Below are 15,627 nucleotides of genomic sequence, written 5' to 3'. Positions count from 1 at the left end.
GATGACATATTCCGCCCTGCCCGACCCTCACCTGCAGCCCGAATTCTATGCCGATGTGCCGATGAAGCGGTTGCTGGCCTTCGTGATCGACACGGTAATCATCGTGATCGGCTGCCTGGTGATCCTGCCTTTCACGGCCTTCACCGGGATTTTCTTTTTCCCGATCCTGATGCTGGTGGTGGGAACGGCCTATCGCGTCGTGACACTTGCCAATCGGTCTGCCACGCTGGGAATGCGACTGATGGCGATCGAGTTTCGCACCCATGACGGGCGGCCCTTCGACGCGCTGACCGCCGTTTTGCACACCGTGGGCTTCACGGTGTCGATGGGTGTATTCGTGGCGCAGGCGATCTCGGTGGTGATGATGCTGGTCGATGAACGGGGCCAGGGCCTGAGCGACAAGGTGCTGGGCAGCGTCGCGCTGAACCGGCGCGCACGGCGCTAATCACGCGCTCGCGCAAACCCTTGGCGGATCGAAAACTGTGGGCTAGTCTTTGCTTCAGGCGAACGACGAGCGGATCTCATGCAGCACACATTACCCATCGCGCCACAGTTCTATGTGACGGCTCCGCAACCCTGCCCGTATCTTGACGGGCGGATGGAGCGCAAATTGTTCACCGCGCTGCAAGGCGACGGGGCCGAACGCCTGAACGACACCCTGTCAAAGCAGGGGTTCCGGCGGTCGCAAAACGTGCTTTACCGCCCGTCCTGCACAGATTGCGCGGCCTGCATGTCGGCGCGCATCCGCGTGGCTGATTTCACACCGACGAAAAGCCAGAAACGCGCGGTGCGACGCAATGCCGGGCTGGCGCGCAACGCCACGTCGCCTTGGGCCACCGAAGAGCAATACGAACTGTTCCGCCGCTACCTTGAAAGCCGGCACGCCGATGGCGGCATGGCCGATATGGACGTCTTCGAATTCGCCGCCATGATCGAAGAGACGCCGATCCGCACCCGGGTCGTGGAATATACCGACCGCGAAAACGACGCGCTGGCCGCCGTATGCCTGACCGACGTCCTAGATGACGGGGTAAGCCTTGTCTATTCCTTCTACGACCCCGACCGTAGCAAGGCATCGCTGGGCACCTATATCATCCTCGATCATATCGAGATCGCGCGCGAGGCCGGCTTGCCCTTCGTCTACCTGGGCTACTGGGTGCCGGGCAGCCCCAAGATGGGCTACAAGGCAAAATTTGCCGGGGTCGAACTTTATGTCGGCAACCGCTGGGAAAGGATGCGCAACCCGGCCGATTACTCATCCGAGCTTCACCCGCTGAACACCGATCCGATTGCCGAACAGGTGGCGAATATCTCGCTCCCGGGCGCGCAACCGGCCAAGGGATGAGAGCGAAACACCGTCGCAAAACCCATTCCTGACGCGGCGCGCAGAGATTGCGCAACAAAAATTCGCCAGAAACGCCGCCAGAGACATAAAATTCGCCATTTCGGATGTTGACGCCCTGCACGCCCCTCCTTAAAACCGTGCGCACGTGAAGGAGACCAGACCGATGACCAAGGTAGTAATTATTCTGGGAAAATGGCGCATGGGCCGGTAACGGACACCATAATGGAACCCCATGCGCCCCCGACTGATCCTCGGGGGCTTTTCTTTGCGCATGACAAGACGTTGATAGACGGAGCAAGCACATGACACGTCAGATGACCGGAGCGAAAATGGTTGTTCAGGCCCTCAAGGACCAGGGCGTGGACGTCGTATTCGGGTATCCAGGCGGGGCAGTGCTACCCATTTATGACGAAATTTTTCAGCAAAACGGGATTCGCCACATCCTGGTGCGCCACGAACAGGGCGCCGTGCATGCCGCCGAAGGCTATGCCCGCGCAACCGGCAAGCCGGGCGTCTGCCTTGTGACTTCGGGCCCGGGGGCGACCAACGCGGTAACGGGGCTGACAGATGCATTGCTGGATTCGATCCCGATCGTCGTTCTGACCGGCCAGGTGCCGACCTTCATGATCGGCTCGGACGCGTTCCAGGAGGCCGACACCGTGGGCATCACGCGTTCGTGCACAAAGCACAACTGGCTGGTCAAGGATACCGAGCGCCTGCCCCACGTTCTGCACGAGGCCTTCCACGTTGCCACCAGCGGCCGGCCCGGCCCGGTGCTGGTTGACATTCCCAAGGACGTGCAGTTTGCCAGCGCGACATATACCCCGCCAAAGCAGGTACGAACCAGCCACTACGCGCCCCGCGTCAAGGGTGACATGGACGCCATAACCGAACTGGTCGAGGCGCTGGAAACCGCCAAGCGCCCGGTCTTCTACACCGGTGGCGGCGTGATCAATTCGGGCCCCGGCGCCAGCCAGCTGCTGCGCGAGCTTGTCGATGCGACGGGCTTTCCCATCACCTCGACACTGATGGGGCTGGGCGCCTATCCCGCATCGGGCCAGAAATGGCTGGGGATGCTGGGAATGCATGGCCTCTACGAGGCGAACATGGCGATGCATGATTGCGACCTGATGATCAACATCGGCGCGCGCTTCGATGACCGTATCACCGGCCGCATCGACGCGTTCAGCCCGAACTCGAAAAAGGCGCATATCGACATTGATCCCTCGTCGATCAACAAGGTGATCCGCGTCGACATTCCCATCGTGGGCGATGTGGGCCACGTGCTGGAAGACCTGCTGAAGGTCTGGAAAGCGCGCGGGCGCAAGACCAACCGCGAGGGGCTGGCCAAATGGTGGGCGCAGATCGAGGAATGGCGCAAGGTCGATTGCCTGGCCTTCAAGCAGAACGGCCCGGCCATCAAACCGCAATACGCCTTGCAGCGGCTCGAAGAACTGACCAAGGGGCACGACCGGTATATCTGCACCGAGGTCGGACAGCACCAGATGTGGGCCGCGCAGTACCTGGGCTTTGAAGAGCCCAACCGCTGGATGACATCGGGCGGGCTGGGCACGATGGGCTACGGCTTTCCGGCCTCGATCGGCGTGCAAATGGCCCATCCCGACGCGCTGGTTATCAATGTCGCGGGCGAAGCATCGTGGTTGATGAACATGCAGGAAATGGGAACCGCCGTGCAGTTCCGGTTGCCGGTCAAGCAATTCATCCTGAACAACGAACGCCTTGGCATGGTGCGCCAGTGGCAAGAGCTTCTGCATGGTGAGAGGTACAGCCACTCGTGGTCCGAGGCGCTGCCCGATTTCGTGAAACTGGCCGAGGCCTTCGGGGCCAAGGGCATCATCTGCAGCGACCCCGCCGACCTGGACGATGCGATCATGGAGATGATCAACCATGACGGGCCGGTGATTTTCGACTGCCTGGTGGAAAAGCACGAAAACTGCTTCCCCATGATCCCGTCGGGCGCGCCGCATAACAAGATGCTGCTGGGCGAGGCCAGCACCAAGGACGCGATCGGCAGCTCGGGCGCGGTGCTTGTTTGACGCACCGATTTCTTTAACAGGAAATCGGGCCAGGCCTTGATGAAGGCTTGGCCCGGCCATCCACGACCATTCCGGCCTCGGGCCGAAGCGAGGGAACCAGAACCATGTCCGCACTTCAGATCAAGAAAGGCTCGTCCAAGCATTCGGCCTATAACCTGCGGCCCAATTTCTCGGACACCCAGGAGCGTCACACGCTGGCGGTGCTCGTCGACAACGAGGCGGGCGTTCTGGCGCGTGTGATCGGCCTGTTCTCGGCGCGCGGCTACAACATCGAAAGCCTGACAGTGGCCGAGGTGGACCACGCCAGCGGGCTAAGCCGCATCACCGTGGTGACGACCGGCACGCCGCAGGTGATCGAACAGATCAAGGCACAGTTGGGCCGCATCGTGCCGGTGCATGACGTGCACGATCTGACAGTCGAGGGCCCCAGCGTCGAGCGCGAACTTGCCCTGCTGAAGGTCGCGGGTGACGGCGACAAGCGCGTCGAGGCGCTGCGGCTGGCCGATATCTTTCGTGCCAATGTCGTGGATTCGACCCTGCAAAGCTTCGTGTTCGAAATCACCGGCACGCCGGAAAAGATCGACGCTTTCGCCGACTTGATGCGACCGCTGGGATTGGTCGAAGTCGCGCGCACCGGCGTTGCGGCCCTGTCGCGCGGCGCCTGACAACCGCGCAAGGGCGCGTTATACGCCCACAAGCTGCCGCGGCGCGGGTTTTGCCTGCGCCCCACGCGCATCACGGCCATTGCACAGGCGAACGACCTTGCCGTTTTCCGGCGTGTTTGACGCGGGATGAACCCGCCCCGCGGCTTTCAGGTCATCGGGCAGGTTGCGAAACCTGTCTTGTTCGATCAATTCAAGGTCGCGGGCAAGCCGTCGACGCCGCGTCTGCTCCGAACGAAATTTCACGAGATCCCCCGGATCAAGCGCCGTTTGGGCCGCCACGTCCTCGTAAAATGCAAGATCACCATGATCTTCGCACCAGATCACTGCTTTTCGGCTGTCGGCCGAACACCAAAGTACTACCCCGTACATTTCCAGGTCCCCAATTTTCTTCCCCTACGTCAATACTGACGAAACAATCAAAAGTAGAATATGAAAAATTCAGCACCGGACCGTTAGCATTTGTGTCAAAAAGGATCGGAACTGACGCGCTTTAGCGTCAGGGTTTTGCGGATTAGCGTCAGTATTCGTGTATTTCGTGTGGCGCTATACCCTTGGCTGTGCAAATCATCGACAAGAGCAGACATAAAACGATCGAAGCCATGACTGGTAACAAGCAGCCGAAATCCCCCGCCGAGCTGCGCGGCGTGTTCGGCGAAAACCTCAGAACGCTGACAAGCACCTATCCCTCCGTCACCGCGCTGTGCCGCACGCTTGGGGTGAACCGAACCCAGTTCAACCGCTACCTTTCGGGCGAAAGCTTTCCCCGGCCGGATATCCTGGCACGGATCTGCGCATTTTTCGATGTCGATGCGCGGATATTGCTCATACCGCTCGATCAGCTTGAAATGTCCGAATCCGGGCAGCTTTCACACAGCTACCTGCGCGATTGGTTGGGCCCCAAGGCCACCCATGTGCCCGAAAGCATGTTTCCCTCGGGGTTCTACCGGTTCTCGCGGCGCGGTCTGCTGGATGACAGCCGCTTTGTTCAGGGCCTTGTCATCGTGCGGCGCCAAAACGGGCACACCTTCATGCGCGGCTTGGAACCGCGCGAGGCGCTGCGCCAACAGGGCCTGTCCGACACCCCGCTCGCCCACCGCGAATTTCGCGGTGCCGTTCTGCGGCAGGATGACGGGATTTCCATCCTGATCTCGCGGCGGGGGGGCATGACCGGAAGTTTCAACTTTCTTTCACCGGTTGCCTCTTATGAAAACAACTATTGGGAAGGGTACGTGGCGCGCACGGTACGCAGCCAATCGGCGGGGCGGCGCTTTTCGCGCCTTGTTTACGAACACCTGGGCACCGCCACCCATGCCATACTGCAAACGGCACGGCACGCGGGGTATTGCGGTGCCGAAGATCTTTTGGAACATCACCTGCGGCTTCTGCAAGACGACCAACCCATCGCCTGATCCGACAGGTTTGCGACACACGCGCGTCGCATGCGGGCTATAGCCACCCCGAAAACGCGCCTATCCTGCCTGGCATCGCAAGGCAGGAGGCACGGATGACTTTGACACAGCTTGAAACGGTGCGTCGCCCGGTCGATCAGGCCAATGGCCTGCCGAACGCGCACTATGTCGACATGGCCGTTTTCGATGAAGAAAAGCACGCACTTCTGTTTTCACAATGGGCCGGGCTGGCGGTTGCGGCGGATGTGCCCGAACCGGGCGATGCCGTGCCGATCGATTTCCTTGGCATGCCGCTTTTGCTGTTGCGCGACAAATCCGGCGCCGTTCGGGTGTTCCAGAACACGTGCCGTCACCGCGGCATGATCCTGGTCGAGGAACCCCGCAAGATCGAAGGTGCGATCCGCTGCCCCTATCATTCGTGGTGCTATGCAACCGATGGCCGCCTGGTCAGCACGCCGCATGTGGGCGGGCCGGGGCGTAACACGCATGACGCGGTAAACCGGTCGGAACTGGGCCTGGTGGAAATTCGCTGCCATGTCTGGTTCGACGTTGTCTGGATCAATGTCTCGGGCGACGCGCCCGAATTCAACGACGCGATGGCCGATGTGCTGGCCCGCTGGCACGAGTTCGACAAGCCGATGTATCACGGGGGCACCAACAGCAAGTTCCAGCTTGAGGTGGCCAGCAACTGGAAACTGGCGGTCGAAAATTATTGCGAAAGCTACCACCTGCCCTGGGTGCATCCCGGGCTCAACAGCTATTCCCGACTGGAAGATCATTACAACATCGAGAAACCCGGCGAGTATTCCGGCCAGGGCACGCTGGTCTATCGCCAGTTGCGCAATGAACACGGCCAGACATTTCCGGATTCCGCCGGGTTGAGCGACAAGTGGGATACTGCCGCCGAATATCTGGCGATCTATCCCAACGTGCTGCTGGGCGTGCATCGTGACCATGCCTTTGCCATCGTTCTTCTGCCACAGGGCCCGGAACGAACGGTCGAGAACGTCCACCTTTACTATACGCAGCCCGACACCGACGAAGGCATGCGCGCGCGCAATACCCAGCTTTGGAAGACCGTGTTCGAAGAAGACATTTTCGTGGTCGAGGGCATGCAGCGCGGTCGCCACGCACCGCTGTTCGATGGCGGGCGGTTCAGCCCCGCGATGGACGGGCCCACACATTGCTTTCACGACTGGGTGGCGGCCAAGATCAACATCCATCGCGCCACCACCGGGCGGGCCGCGCAATGAGCGACCTGGACGGCCGCTTGCTGGCAGCCCATGCGCGGGAAGATCGCGCCGCCTTGATCGGCCTGTATACCGAGGCCGGCGACAGCGTGAACGACTTTGACGCCGCCTGTTTCTACCTGACCCATGCCTATGTCTTTGCGCTGGAGGCCGGGGCGCCCGAGGCAGCCGCGTTGCACGGGCGGCTGAAGGCGGCGGGGCGCGAAGAGTAACGCCGAGCCAGCGACGTGGCTGCGCCACACGCTATTCGTTTTGGTATTGGGGGCTCTGCCCCCAAACCCCCGGGATATTTCTCGAGAGAGGAAACGAGAGGCGCGCGCAGGCTTCAGGCGCGCAACTTTTCGCCCGCCGGGTCGAAGGGTGGTTCGGGCAAGATGGTCGCACCATGCGGGCGGCCCAGAACCATCACCTCGACCCGGTCGCCGGGGGCCGCGTTGCTGACAAACCCCAGGGCCAGGGATTTGCCAACGCTGTAACCATAGGCGCCCGAGGTTACCCGCCCGATGCCCTGCCCGTTCTTGAAAATAGGCTCGCCGCCCGTCGCGTCGGCATTGCTGGCGGTGACGCTGTCGGAGTCGAGTTCAAGCACGACAAGCCTTTCGCGCGCGGGCTTTGCCAACACCTCGGCCACGGCCGACTTGTTCAGGAACGCCTTGTCCATCTTGACCAGGGGCGCCAGTCCAACCTCTTGCGGCCAGTATTCGGGGCTGAACTCGCGCGACCAAGAGCCATAGCCCTTTTCGATGCGCAGGCTCATCAACGCGCGGCTGCCCACGGGGCCGGCGCCAAGGTCGCGGCCCGCCTCGAGCAGCGCGGTGTATAGCGCGACCTGATCTTCGGCGGCGCAATGCAGCTCCCACCCGAGATCGCCGGTGAAACTGACCCGCAAGGCCACCACGTCGACACCCGCAACGGTGATACGTTGCGAGCGCATGAACGGAAAATCCGGCGTCGCGAGCGAGGCATTGGTCAATCGCTGGATCAGGTCGCGCGATCCTGGACCCGCCACGTTGAAGCCGCACAATGCCTCGGTCACGCTGTCGCAACGCGTGCGCTCGGGCAGCGGCACCTGCCGGAAGAACCGCCCGTGATAGCGCTCGGCCATGCCCGAACTGATCACCAGGAACTCGTCCTCGGCCAGGCGCGTGACCGTGGCATCCCCCGCGATACCACCGCGCTTGCCGATCAGCGGCGTCAGGCAGGACCGCCCCACCGCGCGCGGCATGCGGTTGGCGAAAACGGCGTTCAGCCAGTTTTCGGCACCCGGCCCCTGCACCCGGTACTTGGCAAAATTCGATATGTCGATGATGCCCGCCGCGTCGCGCAACATCCGTGCCTCGCGGCCGACGCTGTCCCACCACGGTTGCCGCGTAAACCCCGCACTGTCGGGGGTATCGGCATCAAAGTAGAGCGGATGTTCCCAACCATAGTTCAGCCCCATCACCGCGCCCATGTCGCGCTGCATGCGGTAGGCAGGGCGCGTGCGCAGGGGGCGGCCGGCGGCACGTTCTTCGCCCGGGTAATGGATGGCGAACCGATGGGCATAGACATCGCGCACCTTGGCCTTGACGAAATCGCGGTTAATGGCCCACAGGCCGAACCGCGCGATGTCCCAGGGGAACATGTCGTATTCCATTTCCCCTTGCGTGATCCATTGCGCCGCCATCAGCCCCATTCCCGCCGACTGGCTGAATCCGGGGATGATACCGCCGCACATGAAATAATTGCGCAGCTCGGGCACCGGGCCGAGTATCACGTTGCTGTCGGGCGACCAGATCATCGGGCCGTTGATCACGCGTTTCACGCCCGCCTCGGCCGCGGCGGGCACACGCTCCATCGCGCGCATGACGTTTTCCATGATCCGTTCCAGATCGTCGGGGAACAGGTCATGGGCAAAATCCAGCGGCGTGCCGTCTTCGGCCCAAAAGCGCATGTCGCGTTCATAGGCGCCGATCAGCAGGCCCTTGCCCTCTTGTCTAAGGTAATATTCGCCGTCACGGTCGGCAACCGAGGGCAAGCGCCGGTCCAGCCCAGCGATCTGCTCGATCGTTTCGGTGACGAAATACTGGTGTTCGGTGGGTTGCAGCGGCACTTCGATCCCTGCAAGCCGCGCCACCTCGCGCCCCCAAAGACCGGCGGCGTTGATCACCCAGCCGGTGCGGATATCGCCCTTGGGCGTGCGCACGATCCATGTGCCATCTGCCTGCGCCTCGGTGGCGGTGACGGGCGTGAACCGATGGATCTCGGCACCGCGCTGGCGCGCGCCCACCGCGTAGGCATTCGTCACGCCCGAAGGGTCGACATTGCCGCCATCGGGTTCATACATGATGCAACGGATGCCATCGAAATTCACCAAGGGGTGCAGGCGCTCGGCCTCGTCGCGGGATATTTCGTGGAAATTCATGCCGTAAAGGCGCGCCTTGGCCTCTTGCAGGCGCAGTTGGTGTTCGCGGTTCTCGGTCTGGGCCAGGTACAGACTGCCAGGCTGGAACACGCCGCAGCTTTGGCCTGTTTCGGCCTCGAGCGCGTTGTAGAGCGTCATGGTATAGTGTTGCAGGCGGCTGATATTGGCACTGTCATGCAGCCCGTGGATATTGGCAGCCGCGTGCCAGGTGCTACCACTTGTCAGTTCGTCACGCTCCAGCAGCACCACGTCGTGCCAGCCCAGCTTGGTCAGGTGATAGAGGATCGAGCATCCGATTACACCGCCGCCGATCACGACAGCTTGGGCATGGGTCTTCATCTTGGCATCCCTTGGTCCGCGTTTAGGCTCAGATTGACGGATTCCCGGCGCGATAATTGCCCGATCCCGACATGTTTCGTCGCGCTGATACAAGTCGGCATTTGCCCTGCGCGACGCAAAGTGTCGTCTTTTGGCTTGCGGGACATCCCCGGACAGGAAAGCCTGCGGTAAAGCGACAGGGAGATAAGGCAGATGAAAACCACCACCCGAGTGGCCGTGATCGGCGGCGGCGTTGTCGGCTGTAGCGTTCTGTATCACCTCACGAAACTGGGCTGGTCCGACGTGATGCTGATCGAACGCAGCGACCTGACCTCGGGCAGCACCTGGCACGCGGCGGGCGGGTTTCACACGCTCAACGGCGATACGAACATGGCCGCTCTGCAGGGCTACACGATCCGGCTCTACAAAGAGCTCGAAGAGATCACCGGCATGTCTTGCGGGTTGCACCACGTTGGCGGCGTGACGCTGGCCGACACCCCTGAACGTATGGACATGTTCCTGGCCGAACGCGCCAAGCACCGCTACATGGGGCTCGAGACCGAGATCGTCGGCCCCGAAGAGATCGCGAAAATCGCGCCGGTCACCAACCTCGATGGCGTTATCGGCGGGCTCTACGATCCGCTGGACGGGCATCTTGACCCGTCGGGCACAACCCACGCCTATGCCAGGGCCGCGCGCATGCGCGGGGCCACGATCGAAACCCACTGCAAGGTGGTCGCCACAACCCAGCGCGCCGATGGCACATGGGATGTCGTGACGGAAAAAGGCACGATCCACGCCGAACACCTGGTCAACGCCGCCGGCCTTTGGGCGCGCGAGCTGGGCGCGATGGCCGGCGTCTATTTCCCGCTGCACCCGATGGAGCACCAGTATATCGTCACCGAGGATGTGCCCCTGATCCTGGACATGGCCGCCGAGGGCCGCGAACACCCCCACGTGATGGACCCGGCCGGCGAAAGCTACCTGCGCCAGGAGGGCAAGGGCCTTTGCATCGGTTTCTACGAACAACCCTGCCGCCCCTGGGCCGTCGATGGCACGCCCTGGGATTTCGGCCACGAACTGTTGCCCGACGATTTCGAAAAGATCGAAGACAGCATTGCCTTTGCCTATCGCCGCTTTCCCGCGCTTGAAAAGGCAGGTGTCAAATCGGTCATCCACGGGCCGTTCACCTTTGCCCCCGATGGCAACCCGCTGGTCGGGCCGGTGCCGGGAATGCGCAATTACTGGTCGGCCTGCGCGGTCATGGCCGGCTTTTCGCAAGGCGGCGGCGTGGGGCTGATGCTGGCGCAATGGATGGTCGAGGGCGAGACCGAGCGTGACACTTTCGCCATGGATTGCGCCCGCTTCGGCGACTGGATCACGCCGGGCTATACCCGCCCCAAGGTGATTGAAAACTACCAGAAACGGTTTTCCGTCAGCTACCCGAACGAGGAGCTGCCCGCTGCGCGCCCGTTCCGGCAGACACCGATGTACGACATCTTCGACCAGATGGGCGCCGTCTGGGGCGCGCAATACGGTCTGGAAGTGGTGAATTACTTTGCCGAGGCCGACGAGCCGCGCTTTGAGACCCCGTCGTTCCGGCGTTCGAACGCGTGGGATGCCACCGCGCGCGAGGTAGCGGCGGTGCGCGGCTGCGTGGGCATCAACGAGGTGCATAATTTCGGCAAATACATGGTCACCGGCCCCGGCGCGCGGGCCTGGCTGGATCGGGTCATGGCCGGCCGCATACCCGCGCCCGGGCGCCTGTCACTGACGCCGATGCTGTCGCCTGCCGGGCGGCTGATGGGCGATTTCACCGTGTCCTGCCTGAACGAGGAAACCTTTCAGCTTACCGCCAGCTACGGCGCGCAGGCCTTCCACATGCGGTGGTTCGAAAGGAACGAGGCGCCGGGCGTGCGGGTGGAAAACATCAGCGACCGGCTGACCGGGTTCCAGGTCGCAGGCCCCAAGGCGCGCGAGGTTCTGGCCGCCTGCACGCGCAGCGACCTGTCGGATATGCGTTTCATGGACCTGCGCCACGCAACCCTTGGCATGGCAGATTGCCTGGTCCAGCGCGTCAGCTATACCGGCGACCTGGGTTTCGAGATTTATTGCGACCCGATGGCCCAGCGTGCGCTGTGGCACACCCTGTGGGAGGCCGGAAAACCCTGGGGCATGCGCCCCTTCGGGATGCGCGCAATGATGTCGCTGCGGCTCGACAAGCATTTTGGCAGTTGGGGGGCCGAGTTCTGCCCTGATTATACCCCCGCCGAAACCGGAATGGACCGCTTCATCGCCTGGAAGAAAGACGCCGATTTCATTGGCCGCGCCGCCGCCCGGGCCGAGCGGGACAGCGGCCCGGCGCGGCGCTTGCTGACCTTCGAGGTCGCGGTGAAAGATGCCGATGTCGTGGCCTATGAACCGATCTGGCTTGATGGGGCTGTGGTGGGTTTTTGCACCTCGGGCGGTTATTCGCACCACATGGGCAAATCCATCGCCTTCGGTTTCGTGCCGGTGGACAAGATCACCCATGACCTTGAGGTCGAGATCGAAATTCTGGGCGAGATGTGCACCGCCCGCCGCCAGTTGGCGCCGCTGTTCGACCCCGACGGCAGCCGGATGCGGGGTTGACCGCGCGCGCCCTCTGCCGCTTCATCTTGCCGGGAAAACCTTGGCCAGAGGTCCGCGCGATTGGCCGATGGCACAAGGCTGGGCAATGGGCGCAGGCATGACGCTGGCAATTCTCATACTGGCCGCGGGGCAATCTAGCCGGATGCGCGGGGCCGACAAACTGGCCGAGCCGGTCGATGGCACCGCCCTGCTGTCGGTCGTGGCACGCCGGGCGCTGGACACCGGGTTGCCCGTATGGGTCACGCTGCCAGCCCTTTTCCATCCGCGCGGCGCGCTGTTGCCAAGGGGCGCGCAGCCCGTGCCCGTGCCCGATGCCGACGAGGGCATGGCGGCCTCTATCCGCGCCGGGGTGGCGGCGTTGCCCGCCACCGTCTCGGGAGTCATGATCCTGCCTGCCGACATGCCCGAGATCACCACCGACGATATGATGCAAATGGCCGAGACTCACGATGGCGGCATCCTGCGGGCCACGTCTGCCGATGGCACGCCGGGCCACCCGGTGATCTTTCCACGCTACACCTTTGCACAACTGCAAAACATATCTGGCGATAATGGCGCCCGCAGCGTTATTTTCGCAAACTCGGACGCCTTGCGCCTGTGTGCCCTGCCCGGCACCCATGCCACCACCGACCTCGACACGCCCGAGGCATGGGCCGACTGGCGAGCCCGGCAACCGGGTTAAGCCAGTGCCAACACCCTTGCCTCGTGCGCCTTGAGGGTTATCCGCGCCGCCGGATAGGCAGCACTGACGGTCTTGCGGCGCAGCGACGGAAAGACCGCGAACAGTTCTTCGCGTTGCGGGCCGTCCATCCCGGCCAATGTCATATCGCCGGGTTGAAAACTCTCGCTCCAGGCGCCGTCACCACAGATGATCTGGTGATTGTCGAACATCATGTGCACATAGGTGACACCCGTGTCAGGCCGAACCTGTTTCACGCGGTCAAGACAGGTCAGATGATGCGCCGCGACCAGCACCTCTTCCTCGCCGAACCAAAGCTGCGTCAGCGCACTACCGATCAGCACTCGGTGCTGCGGTGACACGGTCAGGTCGTGCTCGGGCTGGTTGCACCCAAGCGCCCCGGCACCGATACGCACCGGGCGCAGTTCGGGGTTGGCCCGCAAGACAGATGGCGACAACCGCCGCGCGCCAGTCCAGCGCACCGGCTGATAGCCCGCGTCGCGCGTCAGAACCATGTCGCCCAGCCGGATATCCACCGCCCGCACCTCGCCGCGCAGGGTCTTGATAAGGCTGTCGGCGGTGAAACAGGGCACATAATTGACATTCTCGATATTCGAGAAAGACAAGGTGGTGCCATCCAGCCAGGTGACGGTTCCGGCCTCGGGGTCATCGGAATCATGGATTATTTCCGCCGGGCCAGTGATGTTCAGCGTGTCGCCATCGGTTTCCGCGCCTTCCGATCCGTCGACCGTCAGCGTGCCGCCGGCCAGGTCGCCGGGCCCGACATTGAACACGTCATCACCATCCCCACCCGTGGCGGTGTCGCCGCTGGTCAGGGTGAAAACATCGTTGCCAGCCTCGCCCATCATATGGTCGGCGCCGGGGCCTCCATGGATCACATCGTCGCCGGCGCCGCCAAGTATCGTGTCATCGCCATGCTGGCCATGGATCGTATCGTTGCCCGCCCCTCCGATCAGGCTATCGTCCAGATCTGGTCCATAGGTAACAGATTGGTTGGCGGCGCCTTCGATGATTTCCAGGTCAAGGCCATCTTCATCGCGCAACACCCAGTTGTGGTCGGTAAAGGTTGGCTGCACATGCGTGTCGCCCGGCTGGATCGTCGCGTAAAACTGCAACGTCCCCTCACCGTCGATCCACCAAAGTTCGATGGGCGCGTCGGCTTGGTTCGTCACCGTCAGGCTGGTTGCCGTGCCGCCACCACCCGAAAGGTAATCATCAGTATCCAGCCCCTGGCTGTCACCGAAAATGTAATCATCGCCCTCATCGCCGGAAACCGTGTCTTGGCCCGCGCCGCCATAAAGCGTGTCGTTTCCAGTGCCGCCGCGTAGCGTATCGCCGCCACCAAGACCGGAAATCCGGTCATTTCCGCCACCACCGGACAAATCGTTGGTATAACCATCTTCCTGATCAAAGGATTGCCCGTCAAAGCCGGTGATCGTGTCGTCGAACGCCGATCCGGTCACACCGTCGACGCCCTGATAGGTATCACCCTCGGCGTAACCGCCGCTGCCCGTGTTCGTCGTCAGGTCGACATTGACCGCCCCGCCAGAGCCGCTGTAGTCGACATAATCCTGGCCATTGTTCAGGTTGATCTCGTCCGCGCCTTCACTGCCGATCGCCGTGTCGCTGCCCGCGCCGCCAACCAGCGTGTCTGCCCCTGCCCCGCCATCAAGCAGGTCATCGCCGGTGTCACCGATCAGCAGGTCATTGCCGGCCTGTCCGTTCAGCGTGTCGTTGCCTGTGCCACCGTCGACGGTGTCGGCGCCATCGCCCGCGAACACCAAGTCGTCGCCGTCATGGGCTTCGATCATGTCATCGTTCGTGCCGGCGATATTGTCGCTGCCATCGACACGGTCGCCCTGGGGATCACCGTCATACCCCGCGTCGATCACATCGTTGCCGACCGTGCCCTCGACCGTGAAGTCATTGACGGTAAGCACATAACGGTCGGCGGTCATGCCATAGGCGCCAAATCCGTTCGCCGGGGCCGACGTGCCCAGGGTGACGGACGAGATCGGCTTGGCTTCCAGCGCGTCGCTATAGGCATTGGGCCCCGTCGTCGGAGGCAGCAGATACAGGCTGCCGTTTGTATCCTGCATCACGATGGCATCGACCGTGGCGGTTGTGCCGTCCGTGTAGCGGATCGTGGTGCCATTATAGAGCATGGTGGCGTCATGCACCTGCAACGGGCCACCATCTATTGAAAAGCTCTCGTTCCAGTAAAGGTTGTTCGCGTCATAGGCGGAGGATGTGCCACCTGTGTAGTTGTCGGAAGGCGCATCGCTCAGTGTTTGCAGGTTCGACGCGATCTCGTTGCCCGACCCGCCGAAAACCATTCCGTTGAGCGCGGAATCGTTTTCGGAATAGGTGTTGCCTTCGACCGTGTCGATTTCTGGGGCATCGCCAAGGTAAAAAAGGGAAAATGTCGTTGGCATCTCGCCCCCTAGACCATGATCGGCGCATTGACTGCGCGGCAGGGTGCCGGTGGCATTTTCACGCCACCCGTGCTTGAGGGGGCGCAAAGGGGCGCCGTGGGTTGCCACGCGCCCCGTCTTTCCGGTCTGACTACCATCAACTGGCCTGCCTCATCCTCGTCCGGCCACAAATTTGCCGGAAAACATCCTCTTCGGACAAATGCCGCGCCTGTCTGGTTCGCGACTCGGACATGAGCTGAACGACACTTGTTAACCGCCCGATTCAAACAACAATGTGGTGGCACGAATGGGGCGAAAACGGCCCATGGCATGAAGAGAAGCGGGTAAGTTTGTGGCGTTTTCGGGAAATTCGCGTGCACGTTCGGGTATCGCCACGTGCTGCGCGCCATGATTGTGCCGCTTGCAAGTTTCAA

The 15,627-nt window shown here is 62.4% G+C and carries 12 protein-coding genes; 9 read left to right on the top strand and 3 right to left on the bottom strand.

All coding sequences use genetic code 11. The features are described from left to right. Window position 1: 1 nt before the first annotated feature. From M8744_RS09580 to ilvN, 4 genes are all read left to right on the top strand, one after another. A complete protein-coding gene (locus M8744_RS09580) occupies window positions 2-445 on the top strand; it encodes an RDD family protein (protein ID WP_251414153.1) in 444 nt (147 codons plus the stop codon). A gap of 78 nt (window positions 446-523) precedes the next feature. After that, window positions 524-1,345: an arginyltransferase gene (locus M8744_RS09575; RefSeq protein ID WP_251414150.1), complete on the top strand. Its 822-nt coding sequence runs from the start codon at window positions 524-526 to the stop codon at window positions 1,343-1,345. Between the two features lie 302 nt (window positions 1,346-1,647). Further along, window positions 1,648-3,402 carry an acetolactate synthase 3 large subunit gene (locus tag M8744_RS09570; RefSeq protein WP_251414134.1) on the top strand — a complete coding sequence of 585 codons (1,755 nt, stop codon included), beginning with the start codon at window positions 1,648-1,650 and terminating at the stop codon, window positions 3,400-3,402. Between the two features lie 104 nt (window positions 3,403-3,506). Then, window positions 3,507-4,067, top strand: coding sequence for an acetolactate synthase small subunit (gene ilvN, locus M8744_RS09565; RefSeq protein WP_251414128.1), 561 nt, complete (start codon window positions 3,507-3,509; stop codon window positions 4,065-4,067). Between the two features lie 18 nt (window positions 4,068-4,085). On the opposite strand, the gene M8744_RS09560 is transcribed toward ilvN, so the two are convergent. Next, complete coding sequence (locus tag M8744_RS09560; RefSeq protein ID WP_251414109.1) at window positions 4,086-4,436, bottom strand: hypothetical protein; 351 nt, start codon at window positions 4,434-4,436, stop codon at window positions 4,086-4,088. A gap of 230 nt (window positions 4,437-4,666) precedes the next feature. On the opposite strand from M8744_RS09560, the gene M8744_RS09555 reads away from it, so the two are divergent. The 3 genes from M8744_RS09555 (at window position 4,667) to M8744_RS09545 (ending at window position 6,938) form a co-directional block, all read left to right on the top strand. Then, window positions 4,667-5,476: a helix-turn-helix domain-containing protein gene (locus M8744_RS09555; RefSeq protein ID WP_251414107.1), complete on the top strand. Its 810-nt coding sequence runs from the start codon at window positions 4,667-4,669 to the stop codon at window positions 5,474-5,476. A 95-nt stretch (window positions 5,477-5,571) separates the two neighbouring features. Next, the gene (locus M8744_RS09550; RefSeq protein WP_251414105.1) at window positions 5,572-6,729 is read left to right on the top strand and encodes an aromatic ring-hydroxylating oxygenase subunit alpha; all 1,158 of its coding nucleotides are present in this window, start codon (window positions 5,572-5,574) and stop codon (window positions 6,727-6,729) included. Next, window positions 6,726-6,938 (top strand): hypothetical protein, encoded by a 213-nt coding sequence (locus M8744_RS09545; protein ID WP_251414103.1) that lies wholly within the window; start codon window positions 6,726-6,728, stop codon window positions 6,936-6,938. The genes M8744_RS09550 and M8744_RS09545 overlap by 4 nt, the downstream gene beginning before the upstream one ends. A 113-nt stretch (window positions 6,939-7,051) precedes the next feature. Here M8744_RS09545 and M8744_RS09540 read toward each other — a convergent pair whose 3' ends face one another. Further along, complete coding sequence (locus tag M8744_RS09540) at window positions 7,052-9,469, bottom strand: GcvT family protein (protein ID WP_251414100.1); 2,418 nt, start codon at window positions 9,467-9,469, stop codon at window positions 7,052-7,054. Between the two features lie 192 nt (window positions 9,470-9,661). Here M8744_RS09540 and M8744_RS09535 point away from each other — a divergent pair, with 192 nt between their 5' ends. Together M8744_RS09535 and M8744_RS09530 are read left to right on the top strand one after the other, a co-directional pair. Then, complete coding sequence (locus M8744_RS09535; protein ID WP_251414098.1) at window positions 9,662-12,079, top strand: GcvT family protein; 2,418 nt, start codon at window positions 9,662-9,664, stop codon at window positions 12,077-12,079. A 67-nt stretch (window positions 12,080-12,146) separates the two neighbouring features. Next, window positions 12,147-12,761 carry a nucleotidyltransferase family protein gene (locus tag M8744_RS09530; protein WP_353049791.1) on the top strand — a complete coding sequence of 205 codons (615 nt, stop codon included), beginning with the start codon at window positions 12,147-12,149 and terminating at the stop codon, window positions 12,759-12,761. Here M8744_RS09530 and M8744_RS09525 read toward each other — a convergent pair. Further along, a complete protein-coding gene (locus M8744_RS09525; protein ID WP_251414094.1) occupies window positions 12,758-15,214 on the bottom strand; it encodes a Hint domain-containing protein in 2,457 nt (818 codons plus the stop codon). The two genes, M8744_RS09530 and M8744_RS09525, sit on opposite strands and share 4 nt — an antisense overlap. Window positions 15,215-15,627: the final 413 nt, after the last annotated feature.

The sequence above is a fragment of the Lutimaribacter degradans genome, from assembly GCF_023703375.1.
GTDB classification, from domain to species: domain Bacteria; phylum Pseudomonadota; class Alphaproteobacteria; order Rhodobacterales; family Rhodobacteraceae; genus Lutimaribacter; species Lutimaribacter degradans.
Note: the sequence above shows the minus strand (reverse complement) of the source record. Positions and strands in the feature narration are given on the sequence as shown.